The organism is Psychrobacter jeotgali, from assembly GCF_904846315.1.
GTDB classification, from domain to species: domain Bacteria; phylum Pseudomonadota; class Gammaproteobacteria; order Pseudomonadales; family Moraxellaceae; genus Psychrobacter; species Psychrobacter jeotgali.
In genome coordinates this window covers 2,438,756-2,452,674 of the sequence record NZ_CAJHAF010000001.1, presented here as the reverse complement: position 1 = coordinate 2,452,674, position 13,919 = coordinate 2,438,756, and the positions used below count along the sequence as shown (strand labels likewise).

Genomic DNA, 13,919 nt, shown 5'->3' with positions numbered 1-13,919 from the left:
ACTCCCTTTGCGGCAACCCCTTTGCTATTTAGTAACCATCCGTTCACTGAAAGTTATTGGTTTTGGCAATAGCTATGAGTATGATAAGGCACTGTTTTTTAATTCGTTTACAATCACTACTAAGTGACTGACTAATAAGATAATTATATGCTACTCTCAAATCCACCAAAATCATTTTCCCCTGCTCCTTTTAAACCGCCTTTTTGGCTTAGCAATCCGCACTTGCAAAGTATCTTGCCCAAGTTTTTTGCGCCAGAGACCCCTACTTATCGCCGAGAAGTGATAAAAGACTCCTTGGATGAGACCGATATTGCTTACGATTTTTATGATGCGCATCCTATAGAAAGTACGGCGGATGCGACGCTTGAGCAGACCCCATTAGTAGTGCTGTTTCATGGCATGGAAGGCAGTAGTGATAGCCACTATGCACGCGCTTTAGCTTATCAAATGCACGCGCAAGGCTGGCACTTCGTGGTGGCGCACTTTCGTAGCTGCGGCGGTATTCCGGCTAATGGTCGCGTCTTTTATAATGCTGGTGACACCGAAGAAGTACAGCACATGCTGCAAAACTTAAGTCAAAAATTTGCCAATATTTATGCGGTTGGGGTTTCTCTTGGCGGTAATGCGCTCGCCAAATATATGGGCGAATATGGCGATCAGGCATTATGTAAAGCGGCGGTAGTAATCTCTGCTCCTGTCGATATGTCGTCAGCAGCGATTAGTATGCATAGCTTTTTAAGCCATCGCATTTATACCCCCTATCTGCTTAATCCTATCATCAAAAAGGCACTTGCAAATGACATCAGCGCAGAGGAGATTGATTCTATTAAATCCGTCAATCGTATCAGTGATTTTGACAATATCTTTACCGCGCCGCGTCACGGTTATCGCTCCAAAAATGACTACTATCACTCCTCCTCTGCCCTACCTTACCTAATAAATGTAACCCATCCGCTGTTATTGATTAGCGCCAAAGATGACCCGTTCCTTGGCTTTACTGCCACCCCAAACGATGTCTCGAGCAGCGTCACTATTTTGGAGACTGATCATGGCGGGCATGTAGGTTATATCCGCTACGGCTCTAATAATCAAGCTGTCCCTAAAGATAACAACACCAAGTCTTCAAAATTCGATATCAATTGGATACCTGAAACTGCTAGCGCATTTTTTCAATCTATTGGTGTGACTGCCAATAATAATAAATAACTAAGCCCATTTTAGTCCCACTTACTTTTATGAGCCCTATTTTTGAGAGCCCTATTTTTGAGAGCCTTTTATGTATCCCTTCATTCGTTATACCGCCACCATCGTCAAAGCTGCTGTGCAAGCTAAAAAAGGCAACACCCTCACCTTTAGAGATACTGGCGAGATTAGCTTTTACTGCCGTTTATCCGACATCGATAACTTCCTTGAGATGAATAATGGTCGGGTGTTGACCCTTTATGATATGGGGCGCACCGACTTTGCCGTACGTACGGGACTGGGCATGCAATTGCTTAAACAACGCTGGGGCTTGGTCGTTGCCGGTAGCACCGTACAGTATCGTAAACGTATTCGCGCCTTTGACAAGGTGACTATGAAAACCCATATTGCAGGATTTGACGCACGCTGGATATATATTGAGCAGTCGATGTGGGTTAAAGGTAAGCCTTGCTCCTCTGCGCTACTGCGCACTGGCGTTACCGAAGGCGGCAAAGTTATAGAAACCGCGCGGGTGCTAGAAGCTTTGGGGCAAGCAGATTGGGAGTTGCCACCGACAGGGTACGTGGCAGAATGGATTGAGAGTGATGATGATCGTCCGTGGCCACCGAATAGTTAGCTTTGTGCCGTATATATGGGTGGGCTGTCACAGCCGATTAACCCCTATTAACCTTAGTACTACTCTTTCATAACAATACATTATACAGATAAATATATTAAGTGTTAGGATAACAAGGTATGTCACATATACTTAACTAGAATGTACAAGGAGAACGACATGGTTAAAACAACAGATTATGTAGGTACTTTATTCGATAATGATACCGATCCAAACAAGGTTACCGTTGCGCTTACGATGGCGGTAAAAGCACTTGAAAAAGGGCATTCTGCCTCGATTATCTTGATGGTAGATGCGGTGCATTTAGGGGTATCTGACGCTTTTGATAGTATCGATATTGGCGCACCGTTTGAGCCTGCTGCTAAATTATTGAAAGCGTTTTTGGAGAAAGACGGACAAATCTTGGTCTGCGGCGCTTGTGTTAAACACAATAATATCGATGAATCAAAAATCGACTCGCGCTTTGAGATGATTAGTGCTGATGATGTGGTCGAGCTGGTAATGAATGCGAAGGGTTCGTTGCAGCTGACCTAATATTTGAATGTTCAACAGACCCTAATAAAGTAATATAAATGGGTTAGCTTTCTGGTCATCGTTTTGATGATTTGGGAGCTGACCTATTTTTTTGTGTTGAAAGTTTGGTTTTGGGGTGTTTTTAGATAGGCTAAAGTTTTGGGTAGGGTACCGCCTTGCGCACCGATTGCTTGTTCGATAGTGCTTGATGTGGCTTAAGGCTAAGTTTTTGGTGCGCTGGGCGCACCCTACAGCTATTCATTGAATGACCAAGGTTGATTATTATTGTGCATGTTCTCTAAAAAAACTAATAGCCAAAGAACTGAAGTACCTCTTTCAAAAGTAGTATTAATAGTACTTTTGAAATCTATTTGTGCATCTGGTATAAATCTTTTTTCATGAATTAGATACGTTTCTTCAAGATCTTTTATGTTTTCTATGCCCAAAGCTTTTATCCTATCAATCAATGAATTACTAATGAGACTTTGCGTATTATTTTCCACTACTGATACACTACAGTTACAACTAGCTATTTCATTTTCAATTCTAGTTAAGTTTTCGTTTGTAGTCATAAAAGATAAGAGCGAAGCTTTATTGATTTTAACTTCATCCGGTTTAGTTTTAATTTTTTCATGCATACTATATTCAAACTCCATTATAGTAGACTTTAATTTTACAAACTCAATATCTGCCTGCTCCAAAAGCGCTGCAACTCTATAAAAAGTACGTTTTGCAGAAGATGGAATTTCCGAAGCACCTTTATAGCCCAAATCATGTTCAATCTCTGCCCATGAATGTTGTAAGATACTTCTGATTTGAAACTCAAACTTGAAAGTTTCAAAATCTGAGTATTCTGAAAGGATAGTCCTATTTTTCTTCAAACTAGCTACATAATGTAGACTCCTATAGCCAAATCTATCAGTATCTATCTCACGTTTATCGACTGAACTCTCTCGATCTATATCAAACTCATCTTCGACTACATTAGCTACTTTATCTACCTCATCTTCAAAGTATGTGATTATACGGATACCGACTATATCTGTAATATCGTCTAAAGACTCGTATTTCTGTTTTGCTAAAATTTTCTTTTCTAAACTATCCCTATCCTTGACTCTGGTTTGTATTTGATGAGCCTTAATACCTTTTTGTTTAAGCAAAGAATTTATAAGCGTCTCGAGAGATTTATCCAGATTCTCTAGTATCTCTCTCTTTTTGTCATATTCTTTCAATATTGAATTCATCTTATAACTCATTGAATAGGTTGTCACTAGCAGTTGATATTCTTATATTACATTATAAATGCTCGAACAAACCAATTTATAATGACAGGTTTTGACTTATGACTTAACTACAGTTTTATAGCCAACTATCTTAACTACAAACTTGTAGTCAAAAAAAAGAAACACCAGACTATCTGATGTTTCTTTTTTAGTTTAAAGCCAATATTTTTTGAACAGCTTAAGATTTTAGGTAGGGTGCCGCCTTGCGCACCAATTGCTTGTTTCGATAGTGCTTGATGTGTGTTAAAGCTAAGTTTTTGGTGCGCTGGGCGCACCCTACCTACTCTTCGTAAAGGTTGTGAACATAAAATTCATTATTTAAATGACATCTGGCGTTTCCGGTAAGATAGCGCCGCCATCAATGACTAAACCTTGTCCTGTGATGTAATTGGCTTCTTTTGATGCAAAAAAGACCACCGCTGCGCCAATATCTTCAGGCTCTCCTAATCTCTTCATCGGAATAGATTTTGCCCCTGTTTCAGCCAGTACGCCCAATTCTCTCTTCAGACTTTCTGTCCCAATCATTCCGGGTTGGACGGAGTTCACAGTGATTCCATATTGGGCATATTCAACGGCGACGTTTCTCATAAAACCTAAATTAGCAGCTTTGGTGGCACCGTACAATCCACCACCCGGATAACCTGTAATATCGCCTGTAATCGATGAGGTTAAAATAACTCTGCCATACTCTTGTTCTTTCATGGCTTTTATTACGGGCTTTGCGACAAAGAACATGCCTTTTAGGTTAATACTCTGAATATGATCCCAGTCTTCTTCGGTCATATCTTCAATAGTGACTTCAGGATAGATACCGGTATTTGCCGCTAAGATATCAATGCGCTCATGCTTATTTAATATCTCAGTGACGACTTCATCTGCTCTTTTGACATCTGCGACATCTAATTCATAAAACTCACCATTGAATTCTTTGGCAACTGCTTTTCCTGCTTTCACGTCAATATCAGCAATGATGACTTTGGCGCCGGCGTCTGATAGGCTTTTTACAATACCTTTACCAATGCCGTTGGAACCGCCAGTGACTAAAGCTATATTCCCTGTTAAATCAAACATATAATCGTCTCCATGTTATGTTTTTCTATTCTAATATAACATCTATCTGAAATAAGCTCAAAAGAGTGCGACTGAGAAAGTAATGTCGTTGATTATTAATAAGTGTAAAGGTAGTAAGTGCAAAGATAATAAGTGCTAGAGTTTGGTTAGTACTGATTTGATTACCATTTTCATCAAGATGGCATCAGCATTGTCATTTATAATAAGTATTTTTATTTAATTAGCCGAAGCCCATTTGGATGACGAGGAAGGAAAGACATTGAGCGATACCAGTACTCCTGCGAATAAAGGCCGTGACCTCACCGAAGGGTCCATTGCCAAAACCATGCTGCTGTTTGCCTTACCAACCCTTGGGTCATCGGTACTACAGTCATTGAATGGCTCAATCAATGCGGTTTGGGTAGGCCGGTTTTTAGGCGAAGAAGCGCTTGCCGCAACGACGAACGGTAACATCTTGATGTTTATCATGATCTCCTTTGTTTTCGGTTTCGGTATGGCGGCTACTATTTTGATTGGCCAAGCAATGGGTCGCCGCAACGATACTATGGTCAAAAAAACCATGGGAACGGCGCTAGGTAGTATTATTCCAATAAGTGTATTGCTGGCGACAGGCGGGTGGATATTTGCGCCGGCGCTACTTGAGCTGCTGGGTACGCCCCCAAGTGCTTTTGAGCTTGCTTTGACTTATCTGCGGATGATTTTTATTGCAATGCCCGTTACCCTAACCTTTACCCTAATGATGATGGCACTGCGCGGGACGGGCGATTCTACGACGCCGCTTTGGTTTATCGCTATGTCGGTGGTTATAGACCTGATTTTGACGCCGATACTTATTTTGGGTCTAGGGCCCTTTCCTGAATGGGGTATATTTGGTTCAGCCTTTGCAACCGCCGTCGCCAATACGCTAGCGCTCATTGGTATGATCGTCACTCTGTACTGGCGAGGCTCTGTGTTAACCCTAAGTATGCCAGAGCTGCGCTTTTTGCGTGCCGACTTAAGCATACTAAAATCGATGTTTTCAAAGGGGCTACCGATGGGTCTACAGATGATCGTTATCTCTACGGCAGCACTCACTATGCTTTCCTTGATCAACCGTGAGGGGGTACAGACGACCGCCGCTTATAGTGCGACCCAGCAGCTTTGGACTTACGTGCAGATGCCGGCAATGGCGCTAAGTGCTGCGGCCAGTGCTATGGTTGCACAAAATATCGGTGCCAATCAATGGAATCGGGTGTCAGGGATCACGCGTTGGGGACTTATTTTTAACCTAATATTGACTGGAACTATGATCAGCGTGCTGACTATTTTTGATGAAAGCGTTTTGGCTCTCTTTCTGGGTAGTGACAGTCCAGCGGTGCCGATTGGGCGCCATATTCAGTTGATGGCGACCTGGGGCTATCTGTTTTTTGGGGTAGCGCAAGTGCTGTTCGGTGCCATGCGTGCCAACGGTTATGTGGTTTGGCCGCTAATCGTCATGGTTATCTCTATGTATCCGGTGCGGCTAGGCTTTGCTTTCGGCCTTTATCCCACGCTTGGCGCTGATGCGCTTTGGCTATCTTTTCCAGCGGGCATGGTAGCCACCGCGGTGATGGGAGCAGGACTATATATGTACGGTGGATGGCGTAAAGGCAAAATTTTGCCCTCAGAGGAAGCTGCGCAAACAGCCGAGGGTTACCGTGCCCATGGAGGTACCTGCTCATCTTGTCGTGATATGGCACCGACGACTTCATGGAAGCAAGTACAGGAACCAGGATAATCTGTAGTGGTGTGGTTTATAGATAATATCAAACCAATAATAACTAATTTTCCAATTTGTTTTTATACGCTAAGATAATTTTAACAAAAACCCTTAATAAAAACTGATAATCATCTATAAAAGTAATTTTGCAGGACTAAATCATATTATGGCTCTACCTAAACTTAGAATACGCTTGCGGCGTAAGTACTACCGGCTGGTTTTTACCTTTTTGATGGCACTACTGATGTCATTTATTATCTCGGCGGCTCTGATATTGGTTAAAGCAGGATACAGCGATCATTTTTTTGTAGATTTACTAAGCTCATGGGGCTTAGCATTTATCTTTGCTTGGCCCAGTGCTTTTATTTGCGCCTACCTGATACAAGAGCATGTCCTTAGCCGGATTGAATTTTACTGATAAACAACCAATGTGAGCAATCCTAGTCCTACAAACTTTAGTATCGTCTCTACCTAAAAACCGCTAAGATAAGCTACAGACTGTTTTTATGTAGAGGTCAAAATGACCCAAGCACGGCGTACTATCGAGCAATTACTCGATCAAGGCAGCCTTCCCCTTGAGCACGCAGAGGCGGCAGCGACTCATCTAGAGGTTTATCCTACCAAGCAGACTTGGCTGATATTTTTTGACCGATTACTGCTGATTATTGGTACGGTAACGCTGTTATTGTCCCTGGTTTTCTTTGTCGCTTATAACTGGCAATATCTAGGTAAAATGGGTAAGTTTGCCTTGGTCGAAGTGGCGTTAGTTTTGACTCTTGCGCTCTATGTAGCGCTGTCTTTTCGGCGACGTTTTAAGTTTATCAGACAGTTATTACTACTGATTTCCAGTGTGATTACCGGTAGCTTGCTGGCACTATTCGGGCAAGTCTATCAGACTGGTGCAGATACTTGGCAGCTATTCTTTAGCTGGGCGTTATTGATTATTCCTTGGGTATTGATTGCCCGCTTTTCCGCACTGTGGCTACTGTGGCTGGGACTTGTTAACGCCAGCTTGCTACTGTACTTAGCTGTCGCTGACCTCTCCTTTATCAGCTATCCTTATCAAGACCTCTTTCGGGTAGCCATCCTCGCCTTAGCAAATTTTGCGGCGCTTAATTTATGGCTCATTACCCTAGAGAAGCCTCATAAAAAACCCCTCATTGATACAAAAACCAGCTTGCACTGGAGCACCTATATTGTTGGCCTGCTAAGCACTTATTTTGCTACCCATTTAGCGATCGTTACTGTCTTTGACAACGGTTATTTATTAACCACCCTGCTCTCCCTTGCATTATGGGCGAGTTGGTGCGGATTTATATATTGGTGCTTTTATTTACAGCAAGTTGATGTGCTGATGCTGACCTATTTATGTTTTTCTATCATCACGGTGGTGATGTTTTGGGCCAGTAGGCTGCTGCTAGAAGATTGGCAAGCAGGTGGGTTTTTAGCGCTTACCTTATTATTGTTGGCGATGAGTTCGGTAGCTGTCGTTTGGTTGCGTAAAGTGGCAAATTCAGATCGGATAAGCGCTGATTGCCCTAGCCATCGAGGTGCTGATTATGAATGATATAACGACTAATCATGATCGTAAGCACACATTTGCTACCCTTCAACGTCTAGGTTTTATAGATAACAGCACTATAGATGCCAGCACTATAGATAATAATTTCGATGAAGATAGCCCTTGGTTTATCACTTTATTTTTTGGCTTTAGTGGCTTACTTGCCAGCCTATTGTTTGTTGGGTTTCTAACCTTAGTATTAGAGCAAACAGGCGCTCTAGATAGTGCTACGGCACTATTTAGCATTGGATTATTATTAAGCGCTAGTGGCTTTTGGCTATTTTACAACCTCCATACTCAGCGCAGGATATTTTTAAGCAGCTTAGCTTTTACTATAAGTGTTACCGGCCAGCTATATATCATGTTTGCTTTGCTTAGTAGTGAGATTGAGCCGCCTTTAGGGGTTTGGGTGTTTTTGCTGATTCAAAGCTATATGCTACTCATCGTACCCAACTTTATGTATCGACTATTAAACGGCGTAATAGTGCTGAGCGCTGTCGTTTATTTGCTCAGTTATTATCAGCTGTCCGAGGTTAGTTTGGGACTGCTAGCACTGATCACTATCGTCGCCAACTTGCGACGTTATCAGTTATTGCAGCGCTTGCCTGCTCGTTGGTTGCCACAGGCGAGCGATATTACTAAGGCTGTAGCTTATGCTAGTGCCATTGTGTTGCTGGGCGTTTCGGTCTATTTCATAGCCGCCGAATACGGGCGCAGCTTTGATGGCTATGAGCAAAATTTTGATTATAATTACTATCTAGCCCAAGGACTGCTCACTCTCGCCAGCCTCTTTGCTATGTCGATTATTATGCAACGCTACTCGGTCAAATTACTATCGCAGGTCGGTATTATCATCGTCTGCGCCATAACCCTACTGGGATTTATGTCAGTGTATGTCTCGGGATTATTGGCCACCAGCCTCGTGATTATTATTGCAACGGCCAACAGTCAGCGGGTGTTGCTAGGTCTCGGTATTTTTGCTTTGGTCAGCTACATCTTTTGGTATTACTATCAGCTCGATACTTCGTTGCTGGTTAAATCCGCTTCTATGATGATCATTGGTAGCTGCCTGCTATTGATACGCTGGTTAGTGATTAAATCCTATTTTGACAAAGCGACTAGCGATATTCAGGAGCGCCTATTATGAGTGCTATGAATAATAAAAATTATAGACCAAACGTACAAAAACCATCCGATAAGTCCTTACGGTGGTGGCAAAAGCGTACGGTCAACATCAGCATTGCCTTACTAGGATTACTATTGGTAATAGCAGTAATGACCGTCAATGTCGCAAAATACGAAACCCATTTAGCGACCGGTGAGACAGTATTATTAGCGCTTGCTCCGGTGGATCCACGTGGATTTATACAAGGTGATTATATGGCGCTACGCTATGCGCTAGAAGATGAGGTGTTTGCCGCTTTAAATAAAGATCCTGGCAGCTATCCCATCAATAGCGAAGGTTACATCATCATCGTTTTAGACGATAATAGTATCGGACAATTTGTAGCTTTGGCCGATGACAAACCGGATACCTTAGCCATTAACCAAATGGCACTCTATTACCGTATTCGTAATGGCTCGATGAGGCTGGCCACCAATGCTTTTTTCTTTCAAGAAGGACAAGCCGAGGCTTTCGAAGCAGCAGAATATGGACGGTTTCGGGTTAATGATAAAGGTGAGCCGTTATTGACTGCTATGGTTGATGGTAATTTTATAATGATTGAAGCTAAATAATTAACCTTAAAAGAAAAAGCGTTCAATATTAACCATTGCCTTAGCAAAAGTAATTAACAACCAAAGCAATTAACAACATGAGGTAACTAAAGTCGCCTTGCGAGCACTCAAAGCGACTTGGTAAAGTAATCCTTAGTTATTTTATAATTAAGAATAAAGGAGACCTTTATGCAAGCCTATTTACTCCATAAAGCAGGTGGCGTTGATCATCTTATTTTAACGGAGATTGATAAACCTACGCCCAAAGCCGATGAAGTGCTCATTGAAACCAAAGCCATTAGCATCAACCCTGTCGACGTCAAGATACGTGAGCTCCCCAAACTGCTAGATCAAGTTTATGGTACCGACAGGCCGCTGATCTTAGGCTGGGATATTGCCGGCGTGGTTACTAAGGTTGGTCAAGAGGTCACTGACTTTGCAGAAGGTGATAAAGTATTCGGACTGATTAACTTCCCAGGCCATGGTAATGCTTACGCTGAGTATTTAACCGCCCCAGCGGCGCAGCTGGCCAAGATTCCTGCTAATATCTCTTTTGAAGAAGCGGGCGCGACGACGCTTGCCGCATTGACTGCTCTACAAGTGCTAGAGCCTAGAATCAAAGCGGGCGACAAAGTACTGATACATGCAGGCTCGGGCGGGGTTGGTCATTTCGCTGTACAGATTGCCAAAGAGCTTGGCGCTTATGTGATCTCCACTTCCTCTGCTGATAATAGAGACTTTGTGCTGTCCTTGGGCGCAGATGAACACATTGACTATAAAACCCAAGACTTTGAGGAGATGGTCTCCAATCTTGACTTCGTGTTGGATGCCATTGGCGGCGAAGTGCTGGAGAAATCATTGCGAGTGACTAAAGATGGCAAATCCATCATCTCTTTGCCTACCCCTGAATTCTCTGACAAAGCTAAAGACTATGCCAAGCAACATGATATCGCTGTCTCATTTTTTAATGTGACCTCAAGCGGCGATGATATGCAGACTCTAAAGAAAATGTTAGAGAATGGTACGCTAAAACCACACGTTTCCAAAACCTTTGTTTTTGCAAACTTAGCAGACGCTCATCGTCAAGTTGAGTCCAATCGGACAGTGGGTAAAGCTATAGTTAAAGTGTAGTTAAAACATGGTTATTAGTCTTGAACTATAAAAAGCTACGATTATAAAATCCTAGCTTAAGAATTGTGTAACAGGGCTTAGTCAAAACTGTTTAGCCAAAGTAGCATTGTCAATGATGCATCGACAATGCTACTTTAGATGCCGATATTCAATAACAATCAAAGTTATTTCGAACAATAGATAAAGGAATACATTATGCGCAGCGCCACTTATGATCATTTTGGTCGACCCACAGAAGTGTTAAGCTTAGGCGATCGTCCTATCCCCGAACCCCAGGCTGATGAAGTCCGAGTCAAAACCGTACTCGCTTCTATTCATAACCATGACCTATTAACCATTCGCGGCAAATACGGCTTTAAGCCTGAACTGCCAGCGATAGCCGGTAGTGAGGCGTTCGGCGTTGTCGATGCGGTCGGTAGTGAGGTCAAAGACCTAAAAGTTGGTCAACGAGTGGCAGCCGCTAGCGTACAGGCGACATGGGCGGAGTATTTTACTGCTCCTGCTCACATGATTTTTCCGATTCCAGAGAGTTTAGATGATGAATTGGCAGCCCAGCTTATCGCTATGCCGCTCAGCGCTCTAATGCTGCTTGAATTCTTAGAAGTCGAGAGCGGTCAATGGATTATTCATAACGCTGCTAACGGCGCAGTTGGTAAGTCGCTGGCTATGCTGGCAGCAGCGCGTGGCGTTAATACCATCAATGTAGTACGCAGTCAGGACGCTCTAAAAGAGCTAGAAGATTTGGGCATTAAAAACAATGTCGATAGCTCGGATGAGGACTGGAAAGATCAGGTTAAAGCGATCTTAGGTGAGGATAAAATCAGCGCCGCCGTTGATTCAGTAGGCGGCGAGAATGGCGGTGATCTGCTATCACTGCTTGGCCATGGCGGCATGCTTGCAGTCTTTGGCGCAATGTCAGGCAAGCCGATGGTGGTCAACCCCACCCACATGATCTTTAAGCAAGCGGTGATGAAAGGCTTTTGGGGCAGTAAGCTTAGCCAAGAGATGAGCGTGGAGAATAAGCAGCGTCTGATTGATGAGCTGGTTGACTGCGCCACTAGCGGCAAGCTTAAACTACCTGTGGAAGGGGTTTTTGATTTGGCTGATATTGTTGAAGCGGTCGATGGTAAACTACAAGCAGGTAAGAGAGGCAAGGTATTATTAAAGCCTTAGTTTAATATTAATATAGATGTTATCAATATAGGTGATTTCATTATGGCCAAAAACGCCCTACAAGCGCAGCTGCTAAAAGCAGGACTGGTGGACAGTAAAAAAGCTAAAAAAATAAACAAGCAAGCGAAGCATGCCAAGCGTGTTGGCGACTCTGAAGATATAGAAGCCAAAAAAGCCTTGGCAGAAGCGCAAGCAAAAAGAGTAGAAAAAGATCAACAGCTTAATCAAGAAAAGCAGCGACTGCTGGAAGAAAAGACTTTAAAAGCCAATATCATTCAAATGATTAAGCAGCATCAGATTACTGATACCGCAGGTGATATCACCTACCAGTTTGTTGATGACTCCAAAATCAAGAAAATTTATATCACCCAAAAGCTCTACGATCAAATCGTCGCCGGTCATGTGGTTATTGCCCGTTTAGAAGACGGTTATGCTCTACTCCCTTACCCTTTGGCGGATCGTATTAATGAAAAGCAAGAAGGTTTTATCGTCGAATCGAAGAACAAGTCAGAGACCGAGCTGGCAGAAGACGATCCTTACGCCGCTTACGTGATCCCTGATGACTTGATGTGGTAGCCTAATTCTAGTTTAGCTTACTAAGCAGTGATAGCCCTCCATAAAGGCACGCTATCATTGCTTTTTTATGGCCCAAAACAACCCTCTTAACCTCAAAGATAAAACCGCTAAGCATGTGTAAGTAAATCATAATCCCTTTACAATTCTAAGTAAGCAACAACTTTAGGTAACCAAAGTAATCTTGCAGTGGCTAAGGTTGGCTTGTTATGGTGAAAGGCTATTGATTGATGAGTTTATTCATTTAATAACAATAATAATGATAGCAAAATAACAATAACTATCAGAATAACCCTAACCATCAGACATAATCTCTCACTTTTATCTATCCACCTAAAAAATAAATAAAGGAAATTCTCATGCGTACTGCAACTTATAACACTTTTGGCACCCCCTCAGAAGTCTTAAGCATCAGCGACAGCGCGACTCCAGAACCTAAAGATCATGAAGTCCGTATCAAAACCATTCTATCTTCTATTCATAACCACGACCTGGTGACCATCAAAGGTGAATACGGCAATAAACCTGACTTGCCCGCTACTGGCGGCTCTGAAGCGGTAGGTGTGATTGATACGCTTGGAAAAGACGTAGAAGGTTTTGAAAAAGGTCAGCGTGTCGTAGTCTCAGGCGTACAAGGCACGTGGGCGGATTATTTTATTGCACCCGCTTCAAAACTTATTCCAATACCAGATACTATCGATGATGAAATGGCGGCCCAATTGATCGCTATGCCCATGAGTGCTCTGCTGCTGATGGAGTTTTTAAACATTGAACCCGGTCAATGGATCATTCAAAACGCTGCCAACGGTGCGGTTGGTGAATCTATGGCAATGCTCGCTCCCACTCGTAATATTAACACCATTAATTTAGTGCGCAGTAAAGAGTCGGAACAAGAGCTGATCGATTTAGGTATTACTGAAAATAATGTGGTCACCGATAATGACGATTGGAAAGAGCAAGTGAAGAAAATCGTTGGTGACGCTGAAATCAGCGGCGCAGTCGATGCGGTAGGCGGTAAATCTGGTGGCGAGCTGGTGTCGCTATTGGGTAAATACGGCTCGATGGCCTCGTTGGGTGCGGTGTCAGGTCAGCCGCTTATGTTAAATCCCAGTCACCTGATTTTTAATCTGACCAAAGTAAAGGGCTTTTGGGCCAGCGATATGATGCAACAGATCAGCGGCGATGATATGCAGCGCTTAACCAAAGAGCTGATTAAAAATGCAGCTAATGGCACTCTAAAACTGCCTACTGGCGACGTTTATAATTTAGACGATATCCAAAAAGCGGTCTCTGACGATGTACAGTCCGACAAAAAAGGTAAGATATTGCTTAAACCTTAAA

Annotated in this window: 14 protein-coding genes; 12 read left to right on the top strand and 2 right to left on the bottom strand. The window is 42.9% G+C overall.

Annotation, left to right across the window (positions count from 1 at the left end; all coding sequences use genetic code 11):
- The first annotated feature begins 147 nt into the window (after positions 1 to 147).
- The 3 genes from JMX18_RS10090 (at position 148) to JMX18_RS10080 (ending at position 2,353) form a co-directional block, all read left to right on the top strand.
- Positions 148 to 1,206, top strand: a complete 1,059-nt coding sequence (locus JMX18_RS10090; protein ID WP_201587469.1) for a YheT family hydrolase — start codon at positions 148 to 150, stop codon at positions 1,204 to 1,206.
- A 70-nt stretch (positions 1,207 to 1,276) separates the two neighbouring features.
- Entirely contained in the window at positions 1,277 to 1,819 is a 543-nt protein-coding gene (locus JMX18_RS10085; RefSeq protein ID WP_201587468.1) for an acyl-CoA thioesterase, read from the top strand.
- Between the two features lie 159 nt (positions 1,820 to 1,978).
- Positions 1,979 to 2,353 (top strand): DsrE family protein, encoded by a 375-nt coding sequence (locus JMX18_RS10080; RefSeq protein ID WP_201587467.1) that lies wholly within the window; start codon positions 1,979 to 1,981, stop codon positions 2,351 to 2,353.
- Between the two features lie 233 nt (positions 2,354 to 2,586).
- On the opposite strand, the gene JMX18_RS10075 is transcribed toward JMX18_RS10080, so the two are convergent.
- Together JMX18_RS10075 and JMX18_RS10070 are read right to left on the bottom strand one after the other, a co-directional pair.
- Positions 2,587 to 3,576, bottom strand: a complete 990-nt coding sequence (locus JMX18_RS10075) for a GTP pyrophosphokinase (protein WP_201587466.1) — start codon at positions 3,574 to 3,576, stop codon at positions 2,587 to 2,589.
- A gap of 357 nt (positions 3,577 to 3,933) precedes the next feature.
- Positions 3,934 to 4,686, bottom strand: a complete 753-nt coding sequence (locus JMX18_RS10070; RefSeq protein ID WP_201587457.1) for an SDR family oxidoreductase — start codon at positions 4,684 to 4,686, stop codon at positions 3,934 to 3,936.
- A gap of 259 nt (positions 4,687 to 4,945) precedes the next feature.
- On the opposite strand from JMX18_RS10070, the gene JMX18_RS10065 reads away from it, so the two are divergent.
- The 9 genes from JMX18_RS10065 (at position 4,946) to JMX18_RS10025 (ending at position 13,918) form a co-directional block, all read left to right on the top strand.
- A complete protein-coding gene (locus JMX18_RS10065) occupies positions 4,946 to 6,442 on the top strand; it encodes an MATE family efflux transporter (protein ID WP_201587452.1) in 1,497 nt (498 codons plus the stop codon).
- A 148-nt stretch (positions 6,443 to 6,590) separates the two neighbouring features.
- Positions 6,591 to 6,842 carry a DUF2798 domain-containing protein gene (locus JMX18_RS10060; protein ID WP_227674628.1) on the top strand — a complete coding sequence of 84 codons (252 nt, stop codon included), beginning with the start codon at positions 6,591 to 6,593 and terminating at the stop codon, positions 6,840 to 6,842.
- Positions 6,843 to 6,944: 102 nt separating this feature from the next.
- Positions 6,945 to 7,991: a DUF2157 domain-containing protein gene (locus tag JMX18_RS10055; protein ID WP_201587444.1), complete on the top strand. Its 1,047-nt coding sequence runs from the start codon at positions 6,945 to 6,947 to the stop codon at positions 7,989 to 7,991.
- Complete coding sequence (locus tag JMX18_RS10050) at positions 7,984 to 9,132, top strand: DUF4401 domain-containing protein (protein ID WP_201587441.1); 1,149 nt, start codon at positions 7,984 to 7,986, stop codon at positions 9,130 to 9,132. Before JMX18_RS10055 ends, JMX18_RS10050 begins: the two co-directional genes overlap by 8 nt.
- The gene (locus tag JMX18_RS10045) at positions 9,129 to 9,722 is read left to right on the top strand and encodes a GDYXXLXY domain-containing protein (protein ID WP_201587438.1); all 594 of its coding nucleotides are present in this window, start codon (positions 9,129 to 9,131) and stop codon (positions 9,720 to 9,722) included. Before JMX18_RS10050 ends, JMX18_RS10045 begins: the two co-directional genes overlap by 4 nt.
- A gap of 168 nt (positions 9,723 to 9,890) precedes the next feature.
- The gene (locus JMX18_RS10040; protein WP_201587435.1) at positions 9,891 to 10,832 is read left to right on the top strand and encodes an NADP-dependent oxidoreductase; all 942 of its coding nucleotides are present in this window, start codon (positions 9,891 to 9,893) and stop codon (positions 10,830 to 10,832) included.
- 195 nt (positions 10,833 to 11,027) lie between these two features.
- Positions 11,028 to 12,005, top strand: a complete 978-nt coding sequence (locus JMX18_RS10035) for a zinc-binding dehydrogenase (RefSeq protein WP_201587432.1) — start codon at positions 11,028 to 11,030, stop codon at positions 12,003 to 12,005.
- A 42-nt stretch (positions 12,006 to 12,047) separates the two neighbouring features.
- Positions 12,048 to 12,581, top strand: a complete 534-nt coding sequence (locus JMX18_RS10030; RefSeq protein ID WP_201587431.1) for a DUF2058 domain-containing protein — start codon at positions 12,048 to 12,050, stop codon at positions 12,579 to 12,581.
- 356 nt (positions 12,582 to 12,937) lie between these two features.
- A complete protein-coding gene (locus JMX18_RS10025; protein WP_201587430.1) occupies positions 12,938 to 13,918 on the top strand; it encodes a zinc-binding dehydrogenase in 981 nt (326 codons plus the stop codon).
- Position 13,919 lies beyond the last annotated feature (1 nt).

Excerpts from the sequence above, each read along its gene's own strand:
- JMX18_RS10050 (WP_201587441.1), top strand. The coding sequence starts at position 7,984 with ATGAATGATATAACGACTAATCATGATCGTAAGCACACATTTGCTACC.
- JMX18_RS10045 (WP_201587438.1), top strand. The coding sequence starts at position 9,129 with ATGAGTGCTATGAATAATAAAAATTATAGACCAAACGTACAAAAACCA.
- JMX18_RS10060 (WP_227674628.1), top strand. The coding sequence starts at position 6,591 with ATGGCTCTACCTAAACTTAGAATACGCTTGCGGCGTAAGTACTACCGG.
- JMX18_RS10075 (WP_201587466.1), bottom strand. The coding sequence starts at position 3,576 with ATGAATTCAATATTGAAAGAATATGACAAAAAGAGAGAGATACTAGAG.
- JMX18_RS10040 (WP_201587435.1), top strand. The coding sequence starts at position 9,891 with ATGCAAGCCTATTTACTCCATAAAGCAGGTGGCGTTGATCATCTTATT.
- JMX18_RS10080 (WP_201587467.1), top strand. The coding sequence starts at position 1,979 with ATGGTTAAAACAACAGATTATGTAGGTACTTTATTCGATAATGATACC.
- JMX18_RS10085 (WP_201587468.1), top strand. The coding sequence starts at position 1,277 with ATGTATCCCTTCATTCGTTATACCGCCACCATCGTCAAAGCTGCTGTG.
- JMX18_RS10055 (WP_201587444.1), top strand. The coding sequence starts at position 6,945 with ATGACCCAAGCACGGCGTACTATCGAGCAATTACTCGATCAAGGCAGC.
- JMX18_RS10070 (WP_201587457.1), bottom strand. The coding sequence starts at position 4,686 with ATGTTTGATTTAACAGGGAATATAGCTTTAGTCACTGGCGGTTCCAAC.
- JMX18_RS10090 (WP_201587469.1), top strand. The coding sequence starts at position 148 with ATGCTACTCTCAAATCCACCAAAATCATTTTCCCCTGCTCCTTTTAAA.
- JMX18_RS10030 (WP_201587431.1), top strand. The coding sequence starts at position 12,048 with ATGGCCAAAAACGCCCTACAAGCGCAGCTGCTAAAAGCAGGACTGGTG.
- JMX18_RS10025 (WP_201587430.1), top strand. The coding sequence starts at position 12,938 with ATGCGTACTGCAACTTATAACACTTTTGGCACCCCCTCAGAAGTCTTA.
- JMX18_RS10035 (WP_201587432.1), top strand. The coding sequence starts at position 11,028 with ATGCGCAGCGCCACTTATGATCATTTTGGTCGACCCACAGAAGTGTTA.